Raw genomic sequence first — 17437 nt, forward strand, 5'->3', positions numbered from 1 at the left:
GGCGATGATCAACAAGCTGTATGGCATCGAGCGTGAACTCAAGGATGTCAGCGATGACCAGCGGTTCATCGGTCGCCAGGAACGAAGCCTGCCGATCCTCGGCCAGTTGAAGAGCTGGCTGGACAAGACGCAGTCCCAAGTCACACCGCAAAGCGTGCTGGGCAAGGCGGTGCACTATCTGGCGAACAACTGGAGTCGGTTGGAGCGCTACGTCGAGGCCGGCCATTTGCCGATCGACAATAACCTGGCAGAGCGTGCGATAAAGCCGTTTGTCATCGGGCGCAAGGCCTGGTTGTTCAGCGACACGCCCAAGGGTGCTGCGGCCAGTGCACAGATCTACAGCCTGGTCGAGACCGCGAAGGCCAACGGCCAAGAGCCCTATACGTGGCTGCGCCACGTACTGGAGCGGTTGCCGCATGCCTCGTCGGTAGAGGACTACGAAGCGCTGCTGCCGTGGAACTGCTCACCGGAGATGCAACGGTAAATCGAGGCTCCATCTGGCGGTAGGTGGGGTTCATGGATCGCACTCAGTGGAGCCAAGGCAGGTCATCACGCTACCTCCCCACGGCTGGCTGCGATCTGCTCGTCACACCAGGCATGAATCTCAGATTCGATCCACACGACGCACTTCGGGCCGAGGGTGACTTGCTTGGGGAAAGCGCCAGCCGCGATACGGCGGTAAATCTCGGTGCAGGACAGGCCGGTGATCGACTCTACGTCCTGGCGCTTGATGAAGCGGCGAGCGGGTGGGGTGGTGTTGGTAAGAGTAGCCATCGTCTGCGCCTCCTAGGGCGGTTTCGGTAATCGACGATGGCAATGCTGGCGGGAGGTGATCGGAGAGTCATTGCAACTGCAAAAAACAGTTTTGCAGTTGCAATTGCAGTCAGTCTTTCGCTGCCCTTGCTTCGATCAGCTTGCGGTTGGCCTGCGAGAACATTTTCTCAAGGTTGCTTTTGCTCAAACCGCGAAGCTCATACCCATCAAGTATTTCTTCTATTAGTGAGGATTGATTTCGGTTTTTGGATTCTGTACTTGTAACTACTTCAATTATCGCCCCAAGAGCCAGTATTGAAGATGGTGATTCTGGCTTGTGCATGGGTAGAGTAGAGGGTAGTAGAAACTTGTCGCTGGGGGTTAAAGGCATGTTGTATAGGCGGTTAGGGTAGTTGCCACCTAGATTTTCGAGAGGCTTATGTTCTACCGGCTCACTCCAAGAGTCATTATTAGCATTCGCAGCTAGGTCATAAATTTCTTTGGGGTAGAATCTTGCGTCGTCTAGTTGAGGCCCTGTTGCTCTGTCGTCGCTTATGAGTTCGCCGGTTTCGGTGCTTCGTAGCGCGTAGAAATTCAAAGCTTCATCCACTAAGATATAGGAGAAGCCCTCATTGCCTATAGCTAAGTTGAATAATGGTGCGTCGATATATGAGCACTCACCAAATTTTTCCCCCAAAGATGTGCTGAGTGTTAAATTGGGTATTTCAGCGTCATCGCTGTTGTAGAAAAAATCTACTCTGAATAGTTCTGCTGAGCATGGTATGTTGGCGTGAAGACAACCTTCTAGTACTAGGTCTCTGATGTCATCTACGCTAACCTTTTGATCTATCAGTCTAGAAAGTAGATCTGCGGCCTCCGTAATGGAGATAAGTCTTTTAAACTTACTGAGTTTGCTCATCAGGAAGCGCTCCGAATAGATACTATGTTCGCGCCAGCGCACAGCGCGTCAATCTCATCTGCCCAGTTCTGCATCATTTCCCTTCGCTGCTCCAGGTAGTGCGCATGGTTGTACGTGTCGCGGATTGAGTCTTGATCGCCGTGTGCCAGTTGTCGCTCGATCCAGTCGCGGTTGTAGCCCCGGGTGTTGAGGCTGGTACTCAGCATATGGCGGAAGCCGTGGCCAGTCTGACGCCCCTCGTAACCCATAGTGGAGAGCGCCTTATTCACCGTGTTCTCGCTCATTGGCCTGGACCGATCATTGCGGCCAGGGAAGGCGAGGGGATAGGAGCCGGTCAGTTCATGCAGGGTACGCAGCAGAACCACGGCCTGACGAGGGAGCGGGACGATGTGAGGGCGCCTTGCCTTCATCCGTGCTGCAGGGATTGTCCAGGTAGCTGACTCCAGGTCGAACTCGTCCCAGGGCGCCAGCCGCAGCTCACCGGGTCGCACTGCTGTCAGCATTAGCAGGCGAATGGCGATCTTGCTGGTGATTTCACACTGGGCCGCGTCCAGTTTTTCCAGCAGCTCGGGCAGTTCGCCTTCTGATACGTGCGGATGGTGGCGAGTGCGCGGGGCGTGCGCGGCTACCACGTCCAGATCGGTGGCGGGGTTGCCGGGTACCACGCCCTTGGCCAAGCCGAAACGGAAGATTTGGCTCAGCCACTGGCGAACCTTGCGGGCGACGTTGAATGCCTCGCGCCGCTCGATCTTGCGCACCAGGTCAACCAGCTCAGGGCGTTGCACCTCGGCAGCGGGCCGTTTGCCAATCACCGGGAATATGTCCGACTCCAGGTACTGCAGCGCTTTCGATGCGGTGGCTGGCGCCCATCGTGGCTGGTTGTAGTCGTACCATTCCCGCGCTAGCACTTCGAGCGTCAGCACCTGGGCGGCGGCAGCGGCCTTTTCCTGCTGTTTATGTGCGCTTGGGTCTATGTCCTGTGCCAGCAACTTTCGCGCGGCATCCCGGCGCTCGCGTGCCTGGGCAAGTGTGACGGCGGGGTAGGCGCCCAGGCCCAGCATCTTGGCCTTGCCCTCGAATCGGTAGCGAAGGCGCCAGAGCTTCCCGCCGGCGGTCGTCACCTCAAGGCAAAGGCCCTGGGCGTCAGCGAGGCGATAGAGCTTGTCGCGGGGTTTGGCGGTGCGGATGGCGGTATCTGTGAGCGCCACGGCTATTCCCTTGCAGTGCCGAACCGCGCTGGATTGCGGTCGGTATGTGAGTAGGATTCTGGACCGAACTCGTCCTACTCACAAATCTACTCACATACTTTGGGGCTTACAAGGGAATCACTGGGAACAATGGGCACAAAAAAACCGGCTCAGTGGCCGGTTTCTCTGGTGTTCCGGGTCTGGTAGGGACCGCTTGGAACTATATGATGGTGCCCCGAGGGAGACTCGAACTCCCACTCCTTTCGAAAACGGATTTTGAATCCGCCGCGTCTACCAATTCCGCCATCAGGGCTTGTGGCGCGCAGTATAGAGAGGTGCCTCGGGTCGGTCAATCGGGTTTCATGGTCAATTTTCACACATTGGGCTAAACTTCCCGGCCCTGCCGAACCGAACATCATCATGCGCGTCGCCGATTTTTCCTTCGAACTCCCCGATTCCCTGATCGCCCGCCACCCTCTGGCCGAGCGCCATGGTAGCCGTCTGCTGGTCCTCGATGGGCCGAGCGGCGCCTTGGTACATCAGCAATTCACCGATCTGCTCGACTATTTGCGCCCGGGCGACCTGATGGTATTCAACAATACCCGGGTTATCCCGGCGCGCTTGTTCGGCCAGAAAGCCTCCGGCGGCAAGCTGGAAGTGCTGGTCGAACGCGTGCTCGACAGCCACCGGGTATTGGCCCACGTGCGCTCCAGCAAGGCGCCCAAGGTGGGTGCGCAGATTCTCATCGATGGCGGTGGCGAGGCCGAAATGGTCGCGCGCCACGAGACGCTGTTCGAGCTGCGCTTCACCGAAGAGGTGCTGCCACTGCTCGAACGCGTCGGGCACATGCCGCTGCCGCCCTATATCGACCGCCCCGACGAGGGCGCCGACCGTGAGCGTTACCAGACCGTCTACGCCGAGCGTGCCGGTGCGGTCGCAGCGCCCACGGCCGGCCTGCACTTCGACCAGGCGCTGCTGGAGCAGATTGCCGCCAAGGGCGTGGAGCAAGCCTTCGTGACCCTGCACGTCGGCGCGGGCACCTTCCAGCCGGTGCGGGTCGACAAGATCGAAGACCACCACATGCATAAAGAGTGGCTCGAAGTGAGCCAGGATGTGGTGGATGCGGTTGAGGCCTGCCGTGCCCGCGGCGGGCGTGTGGTGGCCGTGGGCACCACCAGCGTGCGCTCGTTGGAAAGCGCGGCGCGCGACGGCGTGCTCAAGGCATTCAGCGGCGATACCGACATCTTCATTTACCCGGGCCGGCCATTCCATGTGGTCGATGCCCTGGTCACCAACTTCCACCTGCCGGAGTCCACGCTGCTGATGCTGGTCTCGGCCTTCGCCGGCTACCCCGAGACCATGGCCGCCTACGCGACTGCGGTCGAGCAGGGGTACCGCTTCTTCAGTTACGGTGATGCCATGTTCATCACCCGCAATCCGGCGCCACGCGGGCCCGAGGATCAAGCATGAGTCGCACCTGTCGAATGTCCTTCGAACTGCTGGCCACCGACGGCAAGGCCCGTCGTGGTCGCATCACCTTCCCCCGAGGCACCGTGGAAACCCCGGCGTTCATGCCGGTAGGCACCTACGGCACGGTCAAAGGCATGCTGCCGCGCGACATCGAGGCCATCGGCGCCGAGATGATCCTGGGCAACACCTTCCACCTGTGGCTGCGCCCGGGCACCGAGGTGATCAAGAAGCACAACGGCCTGCACGACTTCATGCAGTGGAAAGGCCCGATCCTCACCGACTCCGGTGGCTTCCAGGTGTTCAGCCTCGGCGCCATGCGCAAGATCAAAGAGGAAGGCGTGACCTTCGCCTCGCCCGTCGACGGCTCCAAAGTGTTCATGGGCCCCGAAGAGTCGATGCAGGTCCAGCGTGACCTGGGCTCGGACGTGGTGATGATCTTCGACGAGTGCACCCCTTACCCGGCCGAGCACGACGTGGCGCGCACCTCCATGGAGCTGTCGCTGCGCTGGGCCCAGCGCTCGAAAAACGCCCACGCCGACAACACTGCGGCGCTGTTCGGCATCGTCCAGGGCGGTATGTACCAGGACCTGCGCATGCGCTCGCTGGAAGGCCTGGAAAACATCGGCTTCGACGGCCTGGCCATCGGGGGCCTGTCGGTGGGCGAGCCCAAGCACGAGATGATCAAGGTGCTGGACTACCTGCCGGACCAGATGCCTGCTGACAAACCTCGTTACCTTATGGGGGTAGGCAAACCGGAAGATCTCGTTGAGGGTGTGCGCCGCGGCGTCGACATGTTCGACTGCGTGATGCCGACGCGTAACGCGCGCAACGGCCATCTGTTCGTCGATACCGGGGTGATCAAGATCCGCAATGCGTTCCATCGCCACGATGAGTCGCCGCTGGATCCGACCTGCGATTGCTATACCTGCACCAACTTCTCCCGCGCGTACCTCCACCACCTGGACAAATGCGGCGAAATGTTGAGCAGCATGCTGAATACCATCCACAACTTGCGCCATTACCAGCGCTTGATGGCCGGTTTACGCGAGGCTATTCAACAGGGTAAATTGGCCGCCTTTGTCGACGCCTTCTACGCCAAACGCGGGCTGCCTGTGCCGCCTTTGGGCTGATTGTCAGCACTTAAATATTAAAACTCAGTAATGGAGTGCCTCATGAGCTTTCTGATTCCCGCCGCTTACGCGGAAGCAGCAGCACCTGCCGCCGGCCCAGCCGGTACCGGTTTCGAGTGGATCTTCCTGGTCGGCTTCCTGGTCATCTTCTACCTGATGATCTGGCGTCCACAGGCCAAGCGCGCCAAAGAGCAGAAGAACCTGCTGGGCAACTTGCAAAAAGGTGACGAAGTTGTCACCAACGGCGGCATCGCCGGCAAGATCGTCAAGGTCACCGATGATTTCGTGGTGCTGGAAGTTTCCGACACCGTCGAGCTGAAGTTCCAGAAGGGCGCCATCGCCGCGACCCTGCCAAAAGGTACGCTCAAGGCTATCTGAGTTACCGGTTTTATTTTTCCAGTCGGGGCGCGCAACGCGCCCCGCGTCTTGAACGGGCGGCGTGATGCTGAACAAATACCCTCTGTGGAAATACGCACTGATCCTGCTGGTACTGGCGATCGGTTTTATTTATTCCGCTCCCAACCTCTACCCGGATGATCCGGCGGTGCAAGTCAGTGGTGCCAGTTCGGCGCTGCAGGTAAACCAGGCCGACCTCGATCGCGTCTCCAAGGCGCTGACCGATGCCGGTATCACCGTCAAGGGCGCCAGCCTGGGTGAAAAGGGCAGTGCGCTGATTCGCCTGACCAACCAGGAAGACCAGCTTCCAGCCAAGGATGTAGTGCGCAAGGCACTGGGCGATGATTACGTCGTGGCCCTGAACCTGGCCCAGACCACTCCGCAATGGCTGCGTAACCTGGGTGCAAGCCCGATGAAACTGGGCCTGGACCTGTCCGGTGGTGTGCACTTCCTGCTGGAAGTGGACATGGACAAGGCCATGACCGCCCGTATGAAGGTGTACGAAGGGGAGGTCAAAACCCTCCTGCGCAAAGAGCGCATCCGCTACCGCAGCCTGCCTCAGCAGGATGGCGGCATCATGCTGGGCTTCGCTGACGATGCAACCCGCGAGCAGGCACGTGCCCTGATCCGCAAGAATTTCTCCGATTTCGACCTGACGGCCACCGAGCGCAATGACCTCGCCGTGCTGCGTCTGGCGCTGACTCAGGCGAAAGTCGCCGAGATCCGCGAATACTCGATCAAGCAGAACCTGACCACCGTGCGCAACCGCGTCAACGAGCTGGGCGTGGCCGAGCCGCTGGTTCAGCGTCAGGGCGCCAACCGTATCGTGGTCGAGCTGCCAGGCGTGCAGGACACTGCCGAAGCCAAGCGTATCCTCGGCAAGACCGCTAACCTTGAGTTCCGCTTCGGTGCCGAACCTGGCGCGTCCAAGGCAACCACCGAGGTCTTCGAATTCCGCGAGGGCGGCCGCTCCGCCCCGGTCGAGCGTGGCCTGATCATCACCGGTGACCAGGTTACCGACGCCCAGGCCAGCTTCGACGAGCACGGCCGCCCGCAAGTGAACATCCGCCTGGATGGCCACGGCGGCGAGCTGATGAGCCGCGCCACGCGCAGCAACGTCGGGCGCAGCATGGCGGTGATCTTCATCGAGCAGAAGCCGGTCACCCGCTACGTCAAGCAGACCGTCGACGGCGTCGAGAAGGAAGTGCCGGTACAGAGCTTCCAGGAAGAGAAGAAGATCATCAGCCTGGCGACCATTCAGTCGCCGCTGGGTAGCCAGTTCCGCATCACCGGCCTGAACGGCCAGGGCGAATCGTCCGAGCTGGCCCTGCTGCTGCGTGCCGGTGGTCTGGCTGCGCCGATGTACTTCGCTGAAGAACGTACCATTGGCCCAAGCCTGGGTGCGGACAACATCACCAAGGGTATCGATGCGTCGCTGTGGGGCATGCTGTTCGTCTCGCTGTTCATCATCGCCATCTACCGCGGCTTCGGCGTGATCGCCACCATCGCCCTGGCGGGCAACATGGTCTTGCTGCTGGCGCTGATGTCGCTGCTGGGCGCGACCCTGACCCTGCCGGGTATCGCGGGTATCGTGTTGACCATGGGTATGGCGGTAGACGCCAACGTGCTGATCTTCTCGCGTATCCGTGAGGAACTCAAAGCCGGCATGTCGGTGCAGCGCGCCATCCATGAAGGTTTCAACCGCGCCTTTACCGCGATCATCGACGCCAACCTGACCAGCCTGCTGGTCGGCGGCATCCTGTTCGCCATGGGTACCGGCCCGGTCAAGGGCTTTGCGGTCACCATGTCCCTCGGGATTTTCACCTCGATGTTCACCGCCATCATGGTGACCCGCGCAATGGTCAACCTGACCTGCGGCGGGCGTGACATCAAGAAGCTGTGGGTTTGAGGGAGCTGCGATGAAAACCATCAACTTCATGGGCGTACGCAATGTCGCGTTCGCCATCACTGTGCTCCTCACCGTCCTGGCGCTGTTCAGCTGGTGGCAGAAGGGCCTGAACTTTGGCCTGGACTTCACCGGCGGTACGCTCATCGAGCTGACCTACGAGCGCCCGGCCGACCTCAAGGCGGTACGTGCCGAACTGGTCGACTCCGGCTTCCACGAGGCCGTGGTGCAGAGCTTTGGCGCAACCACCGACCTGCTGGTGCGTATGCCGGGCGATGACCCGCAACTGGGCAGCAAGGTAGCCGAGGCACTGCAAAAAGCCGGCGGCGACAACCCGGCCACGCTCAAGCGCGTCGAGTTCGTAGGCCCGCAGGTGGGTGAAGAGCTGCGTGACCAGGGTGGTATGGGCATGCTCCTGGCCCTGGGCGGCATCCTCATCTACCTGGCCTTCCGCTTCCAGTGGAAGTTCGCCGTGGGCGCGATCATCTCGCTGATCCACGACGTGGTGGTGACGCTGGGTATCCTGTCGTTCTTCCAGATCACCTTCGACCTGACGGTATTGGCGGCGGTGCTGGCGATCATCGGTTACTCGCTCAACGACACCATTGTCGTATTCGACCGGGTGCGTGAGAACTTCCGTGTGATGCGCAAGGCTTCGCTGATCGAGAACATCAACGTCTCGACCACCCAGACCCTGCTGCGTACCATCGCCACCTCGGTGTCGACCTTGCTGGCCATCGCCGCACTGCTGTTCTTCGGTGGCGACAACCTGTTCGGCTTCTCGCTGGCGCTGTTCATCGGGGTCTTGGCCGGTACCTACTCGTCGATCTATATCGCCAACGTGGTACTGATCTGGCTGAACCTGAACAGTGAAGACCTGATTCCGCCAGCCAAGACCGAAGGTGTGGACGAGCGTCCGTAAGGGCTTTCCTACGCCGTTTGGCGAATCAAGAGGCGCGAGTATTGAACTCGCGCCTTTTTTTTTGCTCCAAGGCAGGGAGAAGGCGGGCTATGTCCCGCAGGGAAGATCAGGAGGTTCAGGTGAATAAATCAATGCTGGTGGGTGCGGTACTGGGTGCTGTCGGTGTAACTGCCGGAGGTGCTGTGGCGACCTACAGCTTGGTGAACAAAGGGCCGGAGTACGCCCAGGTCACCGATGTGCAGCCGATCAAGCAGCAGGTCAAGACACCGCGTGAGGTCTGCAAGGACGTCACCGTGACGCGGCAGGCGCCGGTCAAGGACCAGCACCAGATCGCCGGTACGGTCGTGGGTGCCCTGGCCGGTGGCCTGCTGGGTAACCAGATTGGTGGTGGTACCGGCAAGAAGATCGCCACCGTGGCCGGCGCGGTCGGTGGTGGCTATGCCGGTAACAAGGTGCAGGAAGGCATGCAGCAGCGTGACACTTACACCACGACGCAAACCCGCTGCAATACGGTCAATGACATCAGCGACAAGGTCGTTGGTTATAACGTGAAGTACACCATTGGTGACCAGGCGGGGCAGGTGAAGATGGACCGCGAGCCGGGCTCGACCATCCCCCTGGACAAGAATGGCAAGCTGATTCTCAGTGAGAACCAGGCCGGGCAGTAACGCTCATATTGCCGAGCTAGAGGGGCGGGCTGGCGAGCCCGCTCCCAAGCCGGTCTAGCGTAGTTGTTGCTGCGCGCCTAGCTGCTTGCGAAGCCGGGCACGGTCCGGCTTGCCGGTCGGCGTCATGGGTATCCGTTCAAGCACTGCGATACTGGCACTAATGCCCAGGCGTTCCAGCCCCCCGGCCAGTTCCGCCAACCGCTCATGCGCGTCAGCTGTGTTGCCTTGCACAATCACATGGGCGCGCCGGCGATCCTGCTCGTCTACCAGTACCATCACGCGCTCGAACTTCATGGCCTGTGCGATCTGCGCTTCCAGGGCGGGGGCAAACTGCATGCCTTGTTGCGTGAGCAGGGCATCCGTCGCGCGCCCCAGCGGCATCAGGCTGCCGTCGGCAAGGCGCCGGGCGATATCGCCGGTGGCATAGGCCTGGTCCTCGCAAGGGATCGGTGCAGGTGGGAAGTACCCCGAGCCGCGGTGCGTGGAGCGGGCGATGATTTCGCCTACCTCCGGTTGCGCGGGGTCCAGCGGTTCCAGCGTCACCTCGACATCACCTACCGGGCGCATGCCACAGCCGACCTGCAGGTTCGGCGTGAAGTTTGCCAGGACCATGCCGAACTCCGTCGAGCCGTAGATCCTTTTCAGGTGCACGCCCAGGTGGCGCTCGCTTTCCAGCACCACATGGTCGTCCAGGTAGGCGCCGCCGCAGAAAGGTTTGCTCAGTGCTGGCAGGCGGATGCCGGTGTTCTGTGCGGCCTGTGCCAGCTCCAGGTACTGCGACGGCAGTGCGCTCATCACGCTGATGCGCTGTTCGTGCAGGGTGCGCAGGGTGTGCTCAACCTGGGTCGCATCACCCAGGTACAGCGTCGCACCCGTCAGCAAAGCCGGGAATACATGCAGGTCTACTGCATGCCCGCCATCGAGGCTATGGATATTCAGGTAGCGCGCACCGGCGTCCAGGCCGGCGCTGTCTACCCAATGCATGATTTCACGGTACAGCCGGTCCTGGCGCCACAGCGCAAGTTTGGGTGCGCCGGTGCTGCCTGAGGTTTCCTGCATGCGCATCAGCCCGGCGCAGTCGCGCCACGCTGGGGTCTTGAGGTTGACAGGTGTGGGCGAGTAGAGGGTAAAGCCTGGTACACCAAGGCCCGCCGGCACGATGCCGGCTTCGGTGATCAGTAGGGCGGCGCCGACCTGGCCCAGGCGCATTGCCCGCTGGTGCTTGCTGCTGGCCACGCTCACGGGGCAGTGAATCAGCCCCAGGCTCGCCATGGCAAACAGCAGCGCCACATAACCGGTACTGTTGCCCAGTTGAGTGGCTACCACATCACCTTCGCGCAGGCCTGCGGCATGCAGCCTGGCGCGTAACTGGTCGATGTCCTGCAGCAGTTCGCCGTAGCTGCGGGTTTTGCCATGGCTGTCGACGACCGCCGGGTAGTCGCGATGGCGCGCAACCATGCTGAAGAACTGTTGCTGGAACATGCAGGAGGGCTCCTTGTGGGTCAGCCGAAATACAGCTTCAGGTGTTTTCCCGTGCCGTCCATGTGCATCGTGGTGCTGCCTGCCGGTGCAGGCTGGTGCCACGCTAGTAAATAGGCTGCGCGCAGCCCCTGGTACCTCCCAGAACAGGGAGGTTGTGGCGGGTTGGGCAACTGACTAGTGTCTGCGACCGCTTGCTTCTCGTCGGCGAGCACTCTATGCACGTTGATTTCAATGTGCCATGTAACTATCTTATCGACCCACCTGAATGAGGGAGTCGATATTCCCTCGCGTGTTGTCTCGCCATGAGACCACCGTCAAACGGTGCCTACGAGGAAGGGAATGACCCTACTGGTAATGGATGAGCTGCTACGACTCAGCGAAATGGAGCGCTTTGAGGACTGGCTGGCTCACCTTAAAATCCTGACTCGCAAGCTGGGATACTCGAACTTTCTGATCGGTCTCAAGCCTGCGCCCACTGACGCCAATCAGCAGGTGCTGATCTACAGCGACTACCCTGATGCGTGGCGCACACGTTACGACGCCGAGTCCTACGCTGCGGTCGATCCGGTGGTTCAGCACTGCCTGAACGCAAACCGGCCACTGCTCTGGGACCGGGACAACTACCGCCGTCCCTCAGAGTCGGAATTCTTCGAAGAAGCCGCCGCACATGGCTTGCAGCAAGGCCTTGCGCTGCCCTTGCATGGTCCGCGCGGCGAGGCGGGCATGCTCTGCCTGAAACCCTCTGAAAGTGGTCCGCGAGCGACTGCTACGATGATCGAGTCCTTGCCTATGGCGACCCTGCTGCGCGATTACGCGATGGAGGGGATGCTCAAGGCACGCATCGAATGCTCCACACCCGTGCACCTGACGAGCCGGGAAAAAGAGGTGCTGCAGTGGAGCGCAGCAGGCAAGACCACCTGGGAAATCTCGATGATTCTGTCGTGCACGACCTCGGCCATCGACTTCCACTTCAAGAACATCCGCCGCAAGTTCCAGGTCAGCTCGCGCCAGATGGCGGTGCTCAAAGCCATCCAGCAAAAATCGATCACGCCCTGAGTGTCACTGCGGGCGTTGGGCCAGGTCGCTTTCCTCCAGGCGACCGCTGAGGTAAAGGCGCAGGAGGATATACACCGGCGCGGGCACTTGACTGGTGCATTCGATGCGGCTGGCGCAGGCCTGGCTGATGCCGAACCTTGACCAGAATTCGGTCTGGCTCTGCTTGAGGCCCAGGCGCAGGCTGATGGCTTGATGGGCGACCTCGCGCACAGCTGAGGTATTGAGTAGCTTCATCGGGAATCAATCCTGCAAAAGCCGAAAAATTAACAAGTCTGGTTAATGTCGGCCACCTCCCAAATTAGGTAGGATTTTATTTAACCGGCATGAATATACCGTGGGTGGCAATTCAAACCCCTGCCGGTAATTGCCCCTATGCTTATCTCCATTGATCGCCGCACTAACATCGACCCGCAAGCGCTGAATGCCATGCATAAACTTCGGGCACGTATCTTCAAAGTTAAAAAGATGTGGGACATCCCGCTGATCAATGACATGGAGATCGATGGCTACGATGCGCTCGACCCCTATTACATGATCATCAACCGCGATGACGAGGCGGGCTATGTCTGTGGGTGCTGGCGGATACTGCCGACCACGGGCCCGAACATGCTGGCGCATACCTTCCCCGAACTGCTGCATGGGCATCCTGCACCGTGCTCCGACGCCATCTGGGAGCTCAGCCGCTTTGCCATCGAACTGCCGGACGGCAATCGGTTCGGCTTCTCCCAGGGCACCACGCAGGCCATTCATGCGATCGTCAATTATGCCATTGGCTGTGGCGTGGAACAGTTTGTCACGGTGACCACGGTGGGGGTCGAGAAAATGTTGATCCGCCTGGGGTTGGATATCAGCCGCTTCGGCCCGGCGTTGCAAATTGGTGTCGAGCGTGCGGTGGCGTTGCGCATCGAGTTGAATGAGAAGGCGACCTCGGCATTGGAGGCGGCCATCAAGAATAACTGCCATTGAATAGGCCACGGCTGCCGTGCGGCTGTTATATCAATACGTTGTAAGGCTGGTGAAGTGTCGAGCACAATACGTCGCCATAAAAAAAGCACCCCGAGGGGTGCTTCTTTATAACGCCAACGGTACTTAGCGCTTCATGCTCTCTGGCAGGTGCGGCTGGATAGCCGTCAGTACTGCCTTGAAGCACTTGATGTTGCCCGCGACGATGTGGCCCTTGTCGAGGAAGTCGTGGCCACCGTTGAAGTCGCTTACCAGGCCGCCTGCTTCTTGAATCAGCAGTACGCCTGCAGCCATGTCCCACTCGGACAGGCCCGACTCCCAGAATGCATCGAAGCGGCCGGCGGCGACGTAAGCCAGGTCCAGGCTGGCGGAGCCTGCGCGGCGGATGCCTGCAGTCTGGCCAGTCAGGGCACGGAACATGCCCAGGTAGTTGTCCAGGTCGGCCATCTGGCTGTCACGGAACGGGAACCCGGTACCCAGCAGGGCGCCTTCCAGGCTGGTGCGCGAGCTGACGCGCAGGCGGCGGCCATTGAGTTGGGCGCCACGGCCACGGCTGGCGGTGAATTCTTCCTGGCGAACCGGGTCGAGAACCACAGCGTGCTCAAGGCGACCACGGTATTTGCAGGCGATGCTAACAGCGAAATGAGGGATGCCGCGCAGGAAGTTGGTGGTGCCGTCCAGTGGGTCGATGATCCACAGGTAGTCCTTGCCTTCTTCGCCGGTGCCCGCGTGCATGCCGGTCTCTTCACCCTGGATGGAGTGGTTCGGGTAGGCCTTGCGCAGGGCGTCGACGATTTTCTGCTCGGCGGCGCGATCGACTTCGGAAACGTAGTCCTTGGCCTCTTTCTCATCGACCTTGATGCTATCCAGGCGTTCGATGGAGCGGAAAATCAGTTCACTGGCGCTGCGAGCGGCGCGCAGGGCGATATTCAGCATAGGCTGCATGGGCGGGTCACCTGGAGATGTTAAAGAAGAAAGCCGATCATTCTAGCAGAAAACTTTGACGGCAGAAGTGTCACATTTGCTTTCATGGCGTTACGTCTGTCGGTTCTGTAAGATCGAAGGCCCTGATATCTGCCTCTGAGAGCACAACACCGTGCTGCAAAATATTCGTGTTGTTCTGGTCAATACCAGCCACCCCGGCAACATCGGCGGCGCTGCGCGTGCCATGAAAAACATGGGCTTGTCGCGTCTGGTGCTGGTGCAGCCAAAAGCGTTTCCCGATGCCGAAGCCAGTGCCCGGGCCTCGGGCGCCGACGATGTGCTGGGTAACGCCCAGGTTGTCGACAGCCTTGAGCAGGCGCTGGTCGGCTGTAACCTGGTGATGGGTACCAGTGCCCGCGAGCGCAGCATCCCCTGGCCATTGATCGACCCTCGCGAATGCGGGGCCAAGGCTGTGGAGCATGCGCTGGGCGGCGAGGAAATCGCCCTGGTGTTCGGTCGCGAACACGCCGGCCTGACCAACGACGAACTGCAGCGATGTCACTTCCACGTGCACATTCCCTCGAACCCCGACTTCATCTCGCTGAATCTGGCCGCCGCGGTCCAGGTGCTCTCTTATGAGGTGCGCATGGCCTGGCTGGCAGCCGAGGATGCCCCGGCGAAAGTCGAGAAGGCCGACGCCAGCGAGCTGGCGACCATGGACGAAATGGAGCTGTTCTACGACCACCTGGAAAAGACCCTGGTGGACATCGGCTTCCTTGACCCCGAGAAGCCCAAGCACCTGATGGCGCGCCTGCGCCGGCTGTACGGGCGCAGCTCGGTGAACCGTCCGGAAATGAGCATTTTGCGCGGCATCCTCACCGAGACCCAGAAAGTGGCTCGGGGCGAACCGCATAAAAGGAAGGACTGACAGATGTTCGAACGCCTGCGTGAAGATATTCAAAGCGTATTCCATCGTGACCCGGCAGCGCGCAACGCTTTCGAGGTGCTGACCTGCTACCCGGGCATGCATGCCATCTGGCTGCACCGGCTGGGCAATGCCTTGTGGACGCGTGATTTCAAGTGGCTGGCCCGGCTGGTGTCGAACTTCGGGCGCTGGATGACCGGGATCGAGATCCACCCTGGCGCCACCATTGGCCGGCGTTTCTTCATCGACCACGGCATGGGGATCGTCATCGGCGAGACCGCCGAGATCGGCGACGACGTCACGCTTTATCAGGGTGTGACCCTGGGCGGCACCAGCTGGAATAAAGGCAAGCGCCATCCGACCCTGGAAAACGGCGTTGTGGTGGGGGCGGGGGCCAAGGTGCTGGGCCCGTTCACCGTCGGTGCCGGGGCCAAGATCGGCTCCAATGCGGTGGTGACCAAGGCCGTGCCGGCGGGGGCGACCGCAGTGGGTATCCCGGGCCGCATCATCGTCAAGAGCGAAGAAAACGAAGTCGAAGCCCGGCGCAAGGCCATGGCCGAGAAGATCGGTTTCGATGCGTATGGCGTCAGTGGCGACATGCCAGACCCGGTCGCACGTGCCATCGGGCAGATGCTCGACCACCTGCAAGCGGTGGATGAGCGCCTGGAGGGCATGTGCGGCGCGCTGACCAAGATGGGCAGCGACTACTGTGCCAAAGAGTTGCCGGCGCTGCCGGAGGATGACTTCACCGAGGCCGCCCAGCGCGACACTCAGTCGCATTGATCGCGTCGCGCTGAAGCCGTGGTGACATACGGGGCGTGTGCTCGCGCCCCTCGTCTGCTACAATCGCGCCCGCCCCCCGACGTAAAACCCGACTAAAGCAGTAGGTCTAATAGTTGACTTAAATGCTCGGGAATCGCATACTCGCTCACATCCTGTAACTCCCGTGGTACCCAATAGCCATGCGACTGACTACTAAAGGCCGATACGCCGTGACAGCCATGCTTGACCTGGCGTTGCACGCGCAGCATGGGCCCGTGTCTTTGGCCGACATTTCCGAGCGCCAGGGCATTTCCCTCTCTTATCTGGAGCAGCTGTTCGCCAAGCTGCGCCGCAGCAGCCTGGTATCCAGTGTGCGCGGTCCAGGCGGTGGCTATCAGCTGTCGCGGGGCATGGAAACCATCCAGGTGGCTCAGGTCATCGACGCGGTCAACGAATCGGTCGATGCCACCCGTTGCCAGGGCCTTGGGGATTGCCATGCCGGTGATACCTGCCTGACCCACCACCTGTGGTGCGATCTCAGCCAGCAGATCCATGAATTCCTCAGCGGCATCAGCCTGGCCGACCTCGTCAAGCGCCGTGAGGTGCAGGAAGTCGCCCAGCGCCAGGACCTGCGTCGTGTCGCAGGCCGTTCCGCCCAGTTGGACAAGATTGAGACGTCCGCCGTCGACTGACCTTATAACAGCGACGAGCGACGCCACCGCCTGATAGGAGATATCCATGAAGTTGCCGATCTACCTCGATTACTCCGCGACCACCCCGGTCGACCCACGTGTCGCCCAGAAGATGGCCGACTGCCTGCTGGTCGACGGGAACTTCGGTAACCCGGCTTCGCGCTCCCACGTCTTCGGCTGGAAAGCCGAGGAAGCGGTCGAGAACGGTCGTCGCCAGGTCGCCGAACTGATCAACGCCGATCCGCGTGAAATCGTCTGGACCAGCGGTGCCACCGAGTCCGACAACCTCGCACTCAAAGGTGTCGCGCACTTCTATCAGACCAAGGGCAAGCACATCATCACCTCCAAGATCGAGCACAAGGCGGTCCTGGATACCGCTCGCCAGCTCGAGCGTGAAGGTTTCGAAGTCACCTACCTGGAGCCAGGCGAAGACGGCATCGTCACCCCGGCCATGGTCGAGGCCGTGCTGCGCGACGACACCATTCTGGTCTCGCTGATGCACGTCAACAATGAAGTCGGCTCGATCAACGACATCGCCGCCATCGGTGAGCTGACCCGCTCGCGCGGCGTGCTGTTCCATGTCGACGCGGCCCAGTCGGCCGGCAAGGTCGAGATCGATGTGCAGAAGCTGAAGGTCGACCTGATGTCGTTCTCGGCGCACAAGGTCTACGGCCCCAAAGGCATCGGCGCACTGTACGTCAGCCGCAAGCCGCGTGTGCGCCTCGAGGCAATCATTCACGGCGGTGGCCATGAGCGCGGCATGCGTTCGGGCACCCTGCCAACCCACCAGATCGTCGGCATGGGCGAGGCGTTCGCCATCGCCAAGCAAGAGATGGCCAGTGAAAACGTGCGCATCAAGGCCCTGAGCGACCGCTTCTTCAAGCAGGTTTCGGACCTCGAAGAGCTGTACGTCAACGGCAGCCAGACCGCCCGTGTACCGCACAACCTGAACCTGAGCTTCAACTACGTCGAAGGCGAGTCGCTGCTGATGTCGCTGAAGGACATCGCGGTATCGTCCGGTTCGGCCTGTACCTCCGCTTCGCTCGAGCCGTCGTACGTACTGCGCGCTCTGGGCCGCAATGACGAGCTGGCGCACAGCTCGATCCGCTTCTCCTTCGGCCGCTTCACCACTGAAGAAGAAGTCGACTACGCCGCGCAGAAAGTCTGCGAGGCCGTTAACAAACTGCGTGAGCTGTCGCCGCTGTGGGACATGTACAAAGACGGCGTTGACATCTCCAAGATCGAGTGGGCCGCCCACTAAGCAGTCGCCGGCAAGAGCGGC

The 17437-nt window shown here is 60.8% G+C and carries 19 protein-coding genes and 1 tRNA gene; 13 read left to right on the plus strand and 7 right to left on the minus strand.

Annotated features, from left to right (window positions below):
- A partial coding sequence (locus HU766_RS11880) for a transposase (protein WP_186656931.1) occupies nucleotides 1-484 on the plus strand: 484 nt, incomplete at its 5' end.
- Nucleotides 485-549: 65 nt separating this feature from the next.
- Here HU766_RS11880 and HU766_RS11885 read toward each other — a convergent pair.
- The 4 genes from HU766_RS11885 to HU766_RS11900 form a co-directional block, all read right to left on the minus strand.
- Nucleotides 550-774: an AlpA family phage regulatory protein gene (locus tag HU766_RS11885; protein WP_186656933.1), complete on the minus strand. Its 225-nt coding sequence runs from the start codon at nucleotides 772-774 to the stop codon at nucleotides 550-552.
- 109 nt (nucleotides 775-883) lie between these two features.
- The gene (locus HU766_RS11890; protein WP_186656935.1) at nucleotides 884-1672 is read right to left on the minus strand and encodes a hypothetical protein; all 789 of its coding nucleotides are present in this window, start codon (nucleotides 1670-1672) and stop codon (nucleotides 884-886) included.
- On the minus strand, nucleotides 1672-2880 hold the full coding sequence (locus tag HU766_RS11895) for an integrase arm-type DNA-binding domain-containing protein (protein WP_186656937.1): 1209 nt from the start codon (nucleotides 2878-2880) through the stop codon (nucleotides 1672-1674). The genes HU766_RS11890 and HU766_RS11895 overlap by 1 nt, the downstream gene beginning before the upstream one ends.
- Before the next feature lie 207 nt (nucleotides 2881-3087).
- Nucleotides 3088-3172 (minus strand) — tRNA-Leu (locus HU766_RS11900).
- 107 nt (nucleotides 3173-3279) lie between these two features.
- Here HU766_RS11900 and queA point away from each other — a divergent pair.
- The 6 genes from queA (at nucleotide 3280) to HU766_RS11930 (ending at nucleotide 9351) form a co-directional block, all read left to right on the plus strand.
- Nucleotides 3280-4329, plus strand: a complete 1050-nt coding sequence (gene queA / locus HU766_RS11905) for a tRNA preQ1(34) S-adenosylmethionine ribosyltransferase-isomerase QueA (RefSeq protein WP_186656939.1) — start codon at nucleotides 3280-3282, stop codon at nucleotides 4327-4329.
- A 14-nt stretch (nucleotides 4330-4343) separates the two neighbouring features.
- Complete coding sequence (gene tgt, locus HU766_RS11910) at nucleotides 4344-5459, plus strand: tRNA guanosine(34) transglycosylase Tgt (protein WP_077068621.1); 1116 nt, start codon at nucleotides 4344-4346, stop codon at nucleotides 5457-5459.
- A 42-nt stretch (nucleotides 5460-5501) separates the two neighbouring features.
- Nucleotides 5502-5837 carry a preprotein translocase subunit YajC gene (gene yajC, locus HU766_RS11915; RefSeq protein ID WP_186656941.1) on the plus strand — a complete coding sequence of 112 codons (336 nt, stop codon included), beginning with the start codon at nucleotides 5502-5504 and terminating at the stop codon, nucleotides 5835-5837.
- Between the two features lie 64 nt (nucleotides 5838-5901).
- Nucleotides 5902-7764, plus strand: coding sequence for a protein translocase subunit SecD (gene secD / locus HU766_RS11920; protein WP_033701200.1), 1863 nt, complete (start codon nucleotides 5902-5904; stop codon nucleotides 7762-7764).
- Between the two features lie 10 nt (nucleotides 7765-7774).
- Nucleotides 7775-8683, plus strand: a complete 909-nt coding sequence (gene secF / locus HU766_RS11925; protein WP_186656955.1) for a protein translocase subunit SecF — start codon at nucleotides 7775-7777, stop codon at nucleotides 8681-8683.
- Between the two features lie 119 nt (nucleotides 8684-8802).
- Nucleotides 8803-9351, plus strand: coding sequence for a glycine zipper 2TM domain-containing protein (locus HU766_RS11930; RefSeq protein WP_186656957.1), 549 nt, complete (start codon nucleotides 8803-8805; stop codon nucleotides 9349-9351).
- A 54-nt stretch (nucleotides 9352-9405) separates the two neighbouring features.
- Here HU766_RS11930 and HU766_RS11935 read toward each other — a convergent pair whose 3' ends face one another.
- The gene (locus HU766_RS11935; protein WP_186656959.1) at nucleotides 9406-10833 is read right to left on the minus strand and encodes a class I adenylate-forming enzyme family protein; all 1428 of its coding nucleotides are present in this window, start codon (nucleotides 10831-10833) and stop codon (nucleotides 9406-9408) included.
- A 339-nt stretch (nucleotides 10834-11172) separates the two neighbouring features.
- Between HU766_RS11935 and HU766_RS11940 the strand changes: the two genes are divergently transcribed.
- Nucleotides 11173-11889 carry a LuxR family transcriptional regulator gene (locus tag HU766_RS11940; protein ID WP_052040694.1) on the plus strand — a complete coding sequence of 239 codons (717 nt, stop codon included), beginning with the start codon at nucleotides 11173-11175 and terminating at the stop codon, nucleotides 11887-11889.
- Between the two features lie 3 nt (nucleotides 11890-11892).
- On the opposite strand, the gene HU766_RS11945 is transcribed toward HU766_RS11940, so the two are convergent.
- The gene (locus HU766_RS11945; protein WP_027595536.1) at nucleotides 11893-12123 is read right to left on the minus strand and encodes a hypothetical protein; all 231 of its coding nucleotides are present in this window, start codon (nucleotides 12121-12123) and stop codon (nucleotides 11893-11895) included.
- Between the two features lie 138 nt (nucleotides 12124-12261).
- On the opposite strand from HU766_RS11945, the gene HU766_RS11950 reads away from it, so the two are divergent.
- The gene (locus HU766_RS11950) at nucleotides 12262-12855 is read left to right on the plus strand and encodes an acyl-homoserine-lactone synthase (protein WP_186656961.1); all 594 of its coding nucleotides are present in this window, start codon (nucleotides 12262-12264) and stop codon (nucleotides 12853-12855) included.
- A gap of 123 nt (nucleotides 12856-12978) precedes the next feature.
- On the opposite strand, the gene suhB is transcribed toward HU766_RS11950, so the two are convergent.
- The gene (gene suhB, locus HU766_RS11955) at nucleotides 12979-13797 is read right to left on the minus strand and encodes an inositol-phosphate phosphatase (protein WP_033701193.1); all 819 of its coding nucleotides are present in this window, start codon (nucleotides 13795-13797) and stop codon (nucleotides 12979-12981) included.
- A 151-nt stretch (nucleotides 13798-13948) separates the two neighbouring features.
- Between suhB and trmJ the strand changes: the two genes are divergently transcribed.
- The 4 genes from trmJ (at nucleotide 13949) to HU766_RS11975 (ending at nucleotide 17416) form a co-directional block, all read left to right on the plus strand.
- Nucleotides 13949-14704 carry a tRNA (cytosine(32)/uridine(32)-2'-O)-methyltransferase TrmJ gene (gene trmJ, locus HU766_RS11960; protein WP_186656963.1) on the plus strand — a complete coding sequence of 252 codons (756 nt, stop codon included), beginning with the start codon at nucleotides 13949-13951 and terminating at the stop codon, nucleotides 14702-14704.
- Between the two features lie 3 nt (nucleotides 14705-14707).
- Nucleotides 14708-15484, plus strand: coding sequence for a serine O-acetyltransferase (gene cysE / locus HU766_RS11965; RefSeq protein WP_186656967.1), 777 nt, complete (start codon nucleotides 14708-14710; stop codon nucleotides 15482-15484).
- 179 nt (nucleotides 15485-15663) lie between these two features.
- Nucleotides 15664-16155, plus strand: coding sequence for a Fe-S cluster assembly transcriptional regulator IscR (gene iscR, locus HU766_RS11970; protein ID WP_027595541.1), 492 nt, complete (start codon nucleotides 15664-15666; stop codon nucleotides 16153-16155).
- A gap of 46 nt (nucleotides 16156-16201) precedes the next feature.
- Nucleotides 16202-17416: an IscS subfamily cysteine desulfurase gene (locus HU766_RS11975; protein ID WP_033701189.1), complete on the plus strand. Its 1215-nt coding sequence runs from the start codon at nucleotides 16202-16204 to the stop codon at nucleotides 17414-17416.
- Nucleotides 17417-17437: the final 21 nt, after the last annotated feature.

Origin of the sequence: Pseudomonas sp. SWRI77 (genome assembly GCF_014269105.1) — a bacterium.
Classification (GTDB): domain Bacteria; phylum Pseudomonadota; class Gammaproteobacteria; order Pseudomonadales; family Pseudomonadaceae; genus Aquipseudomonas; species Aquipseudomonas capeferrum.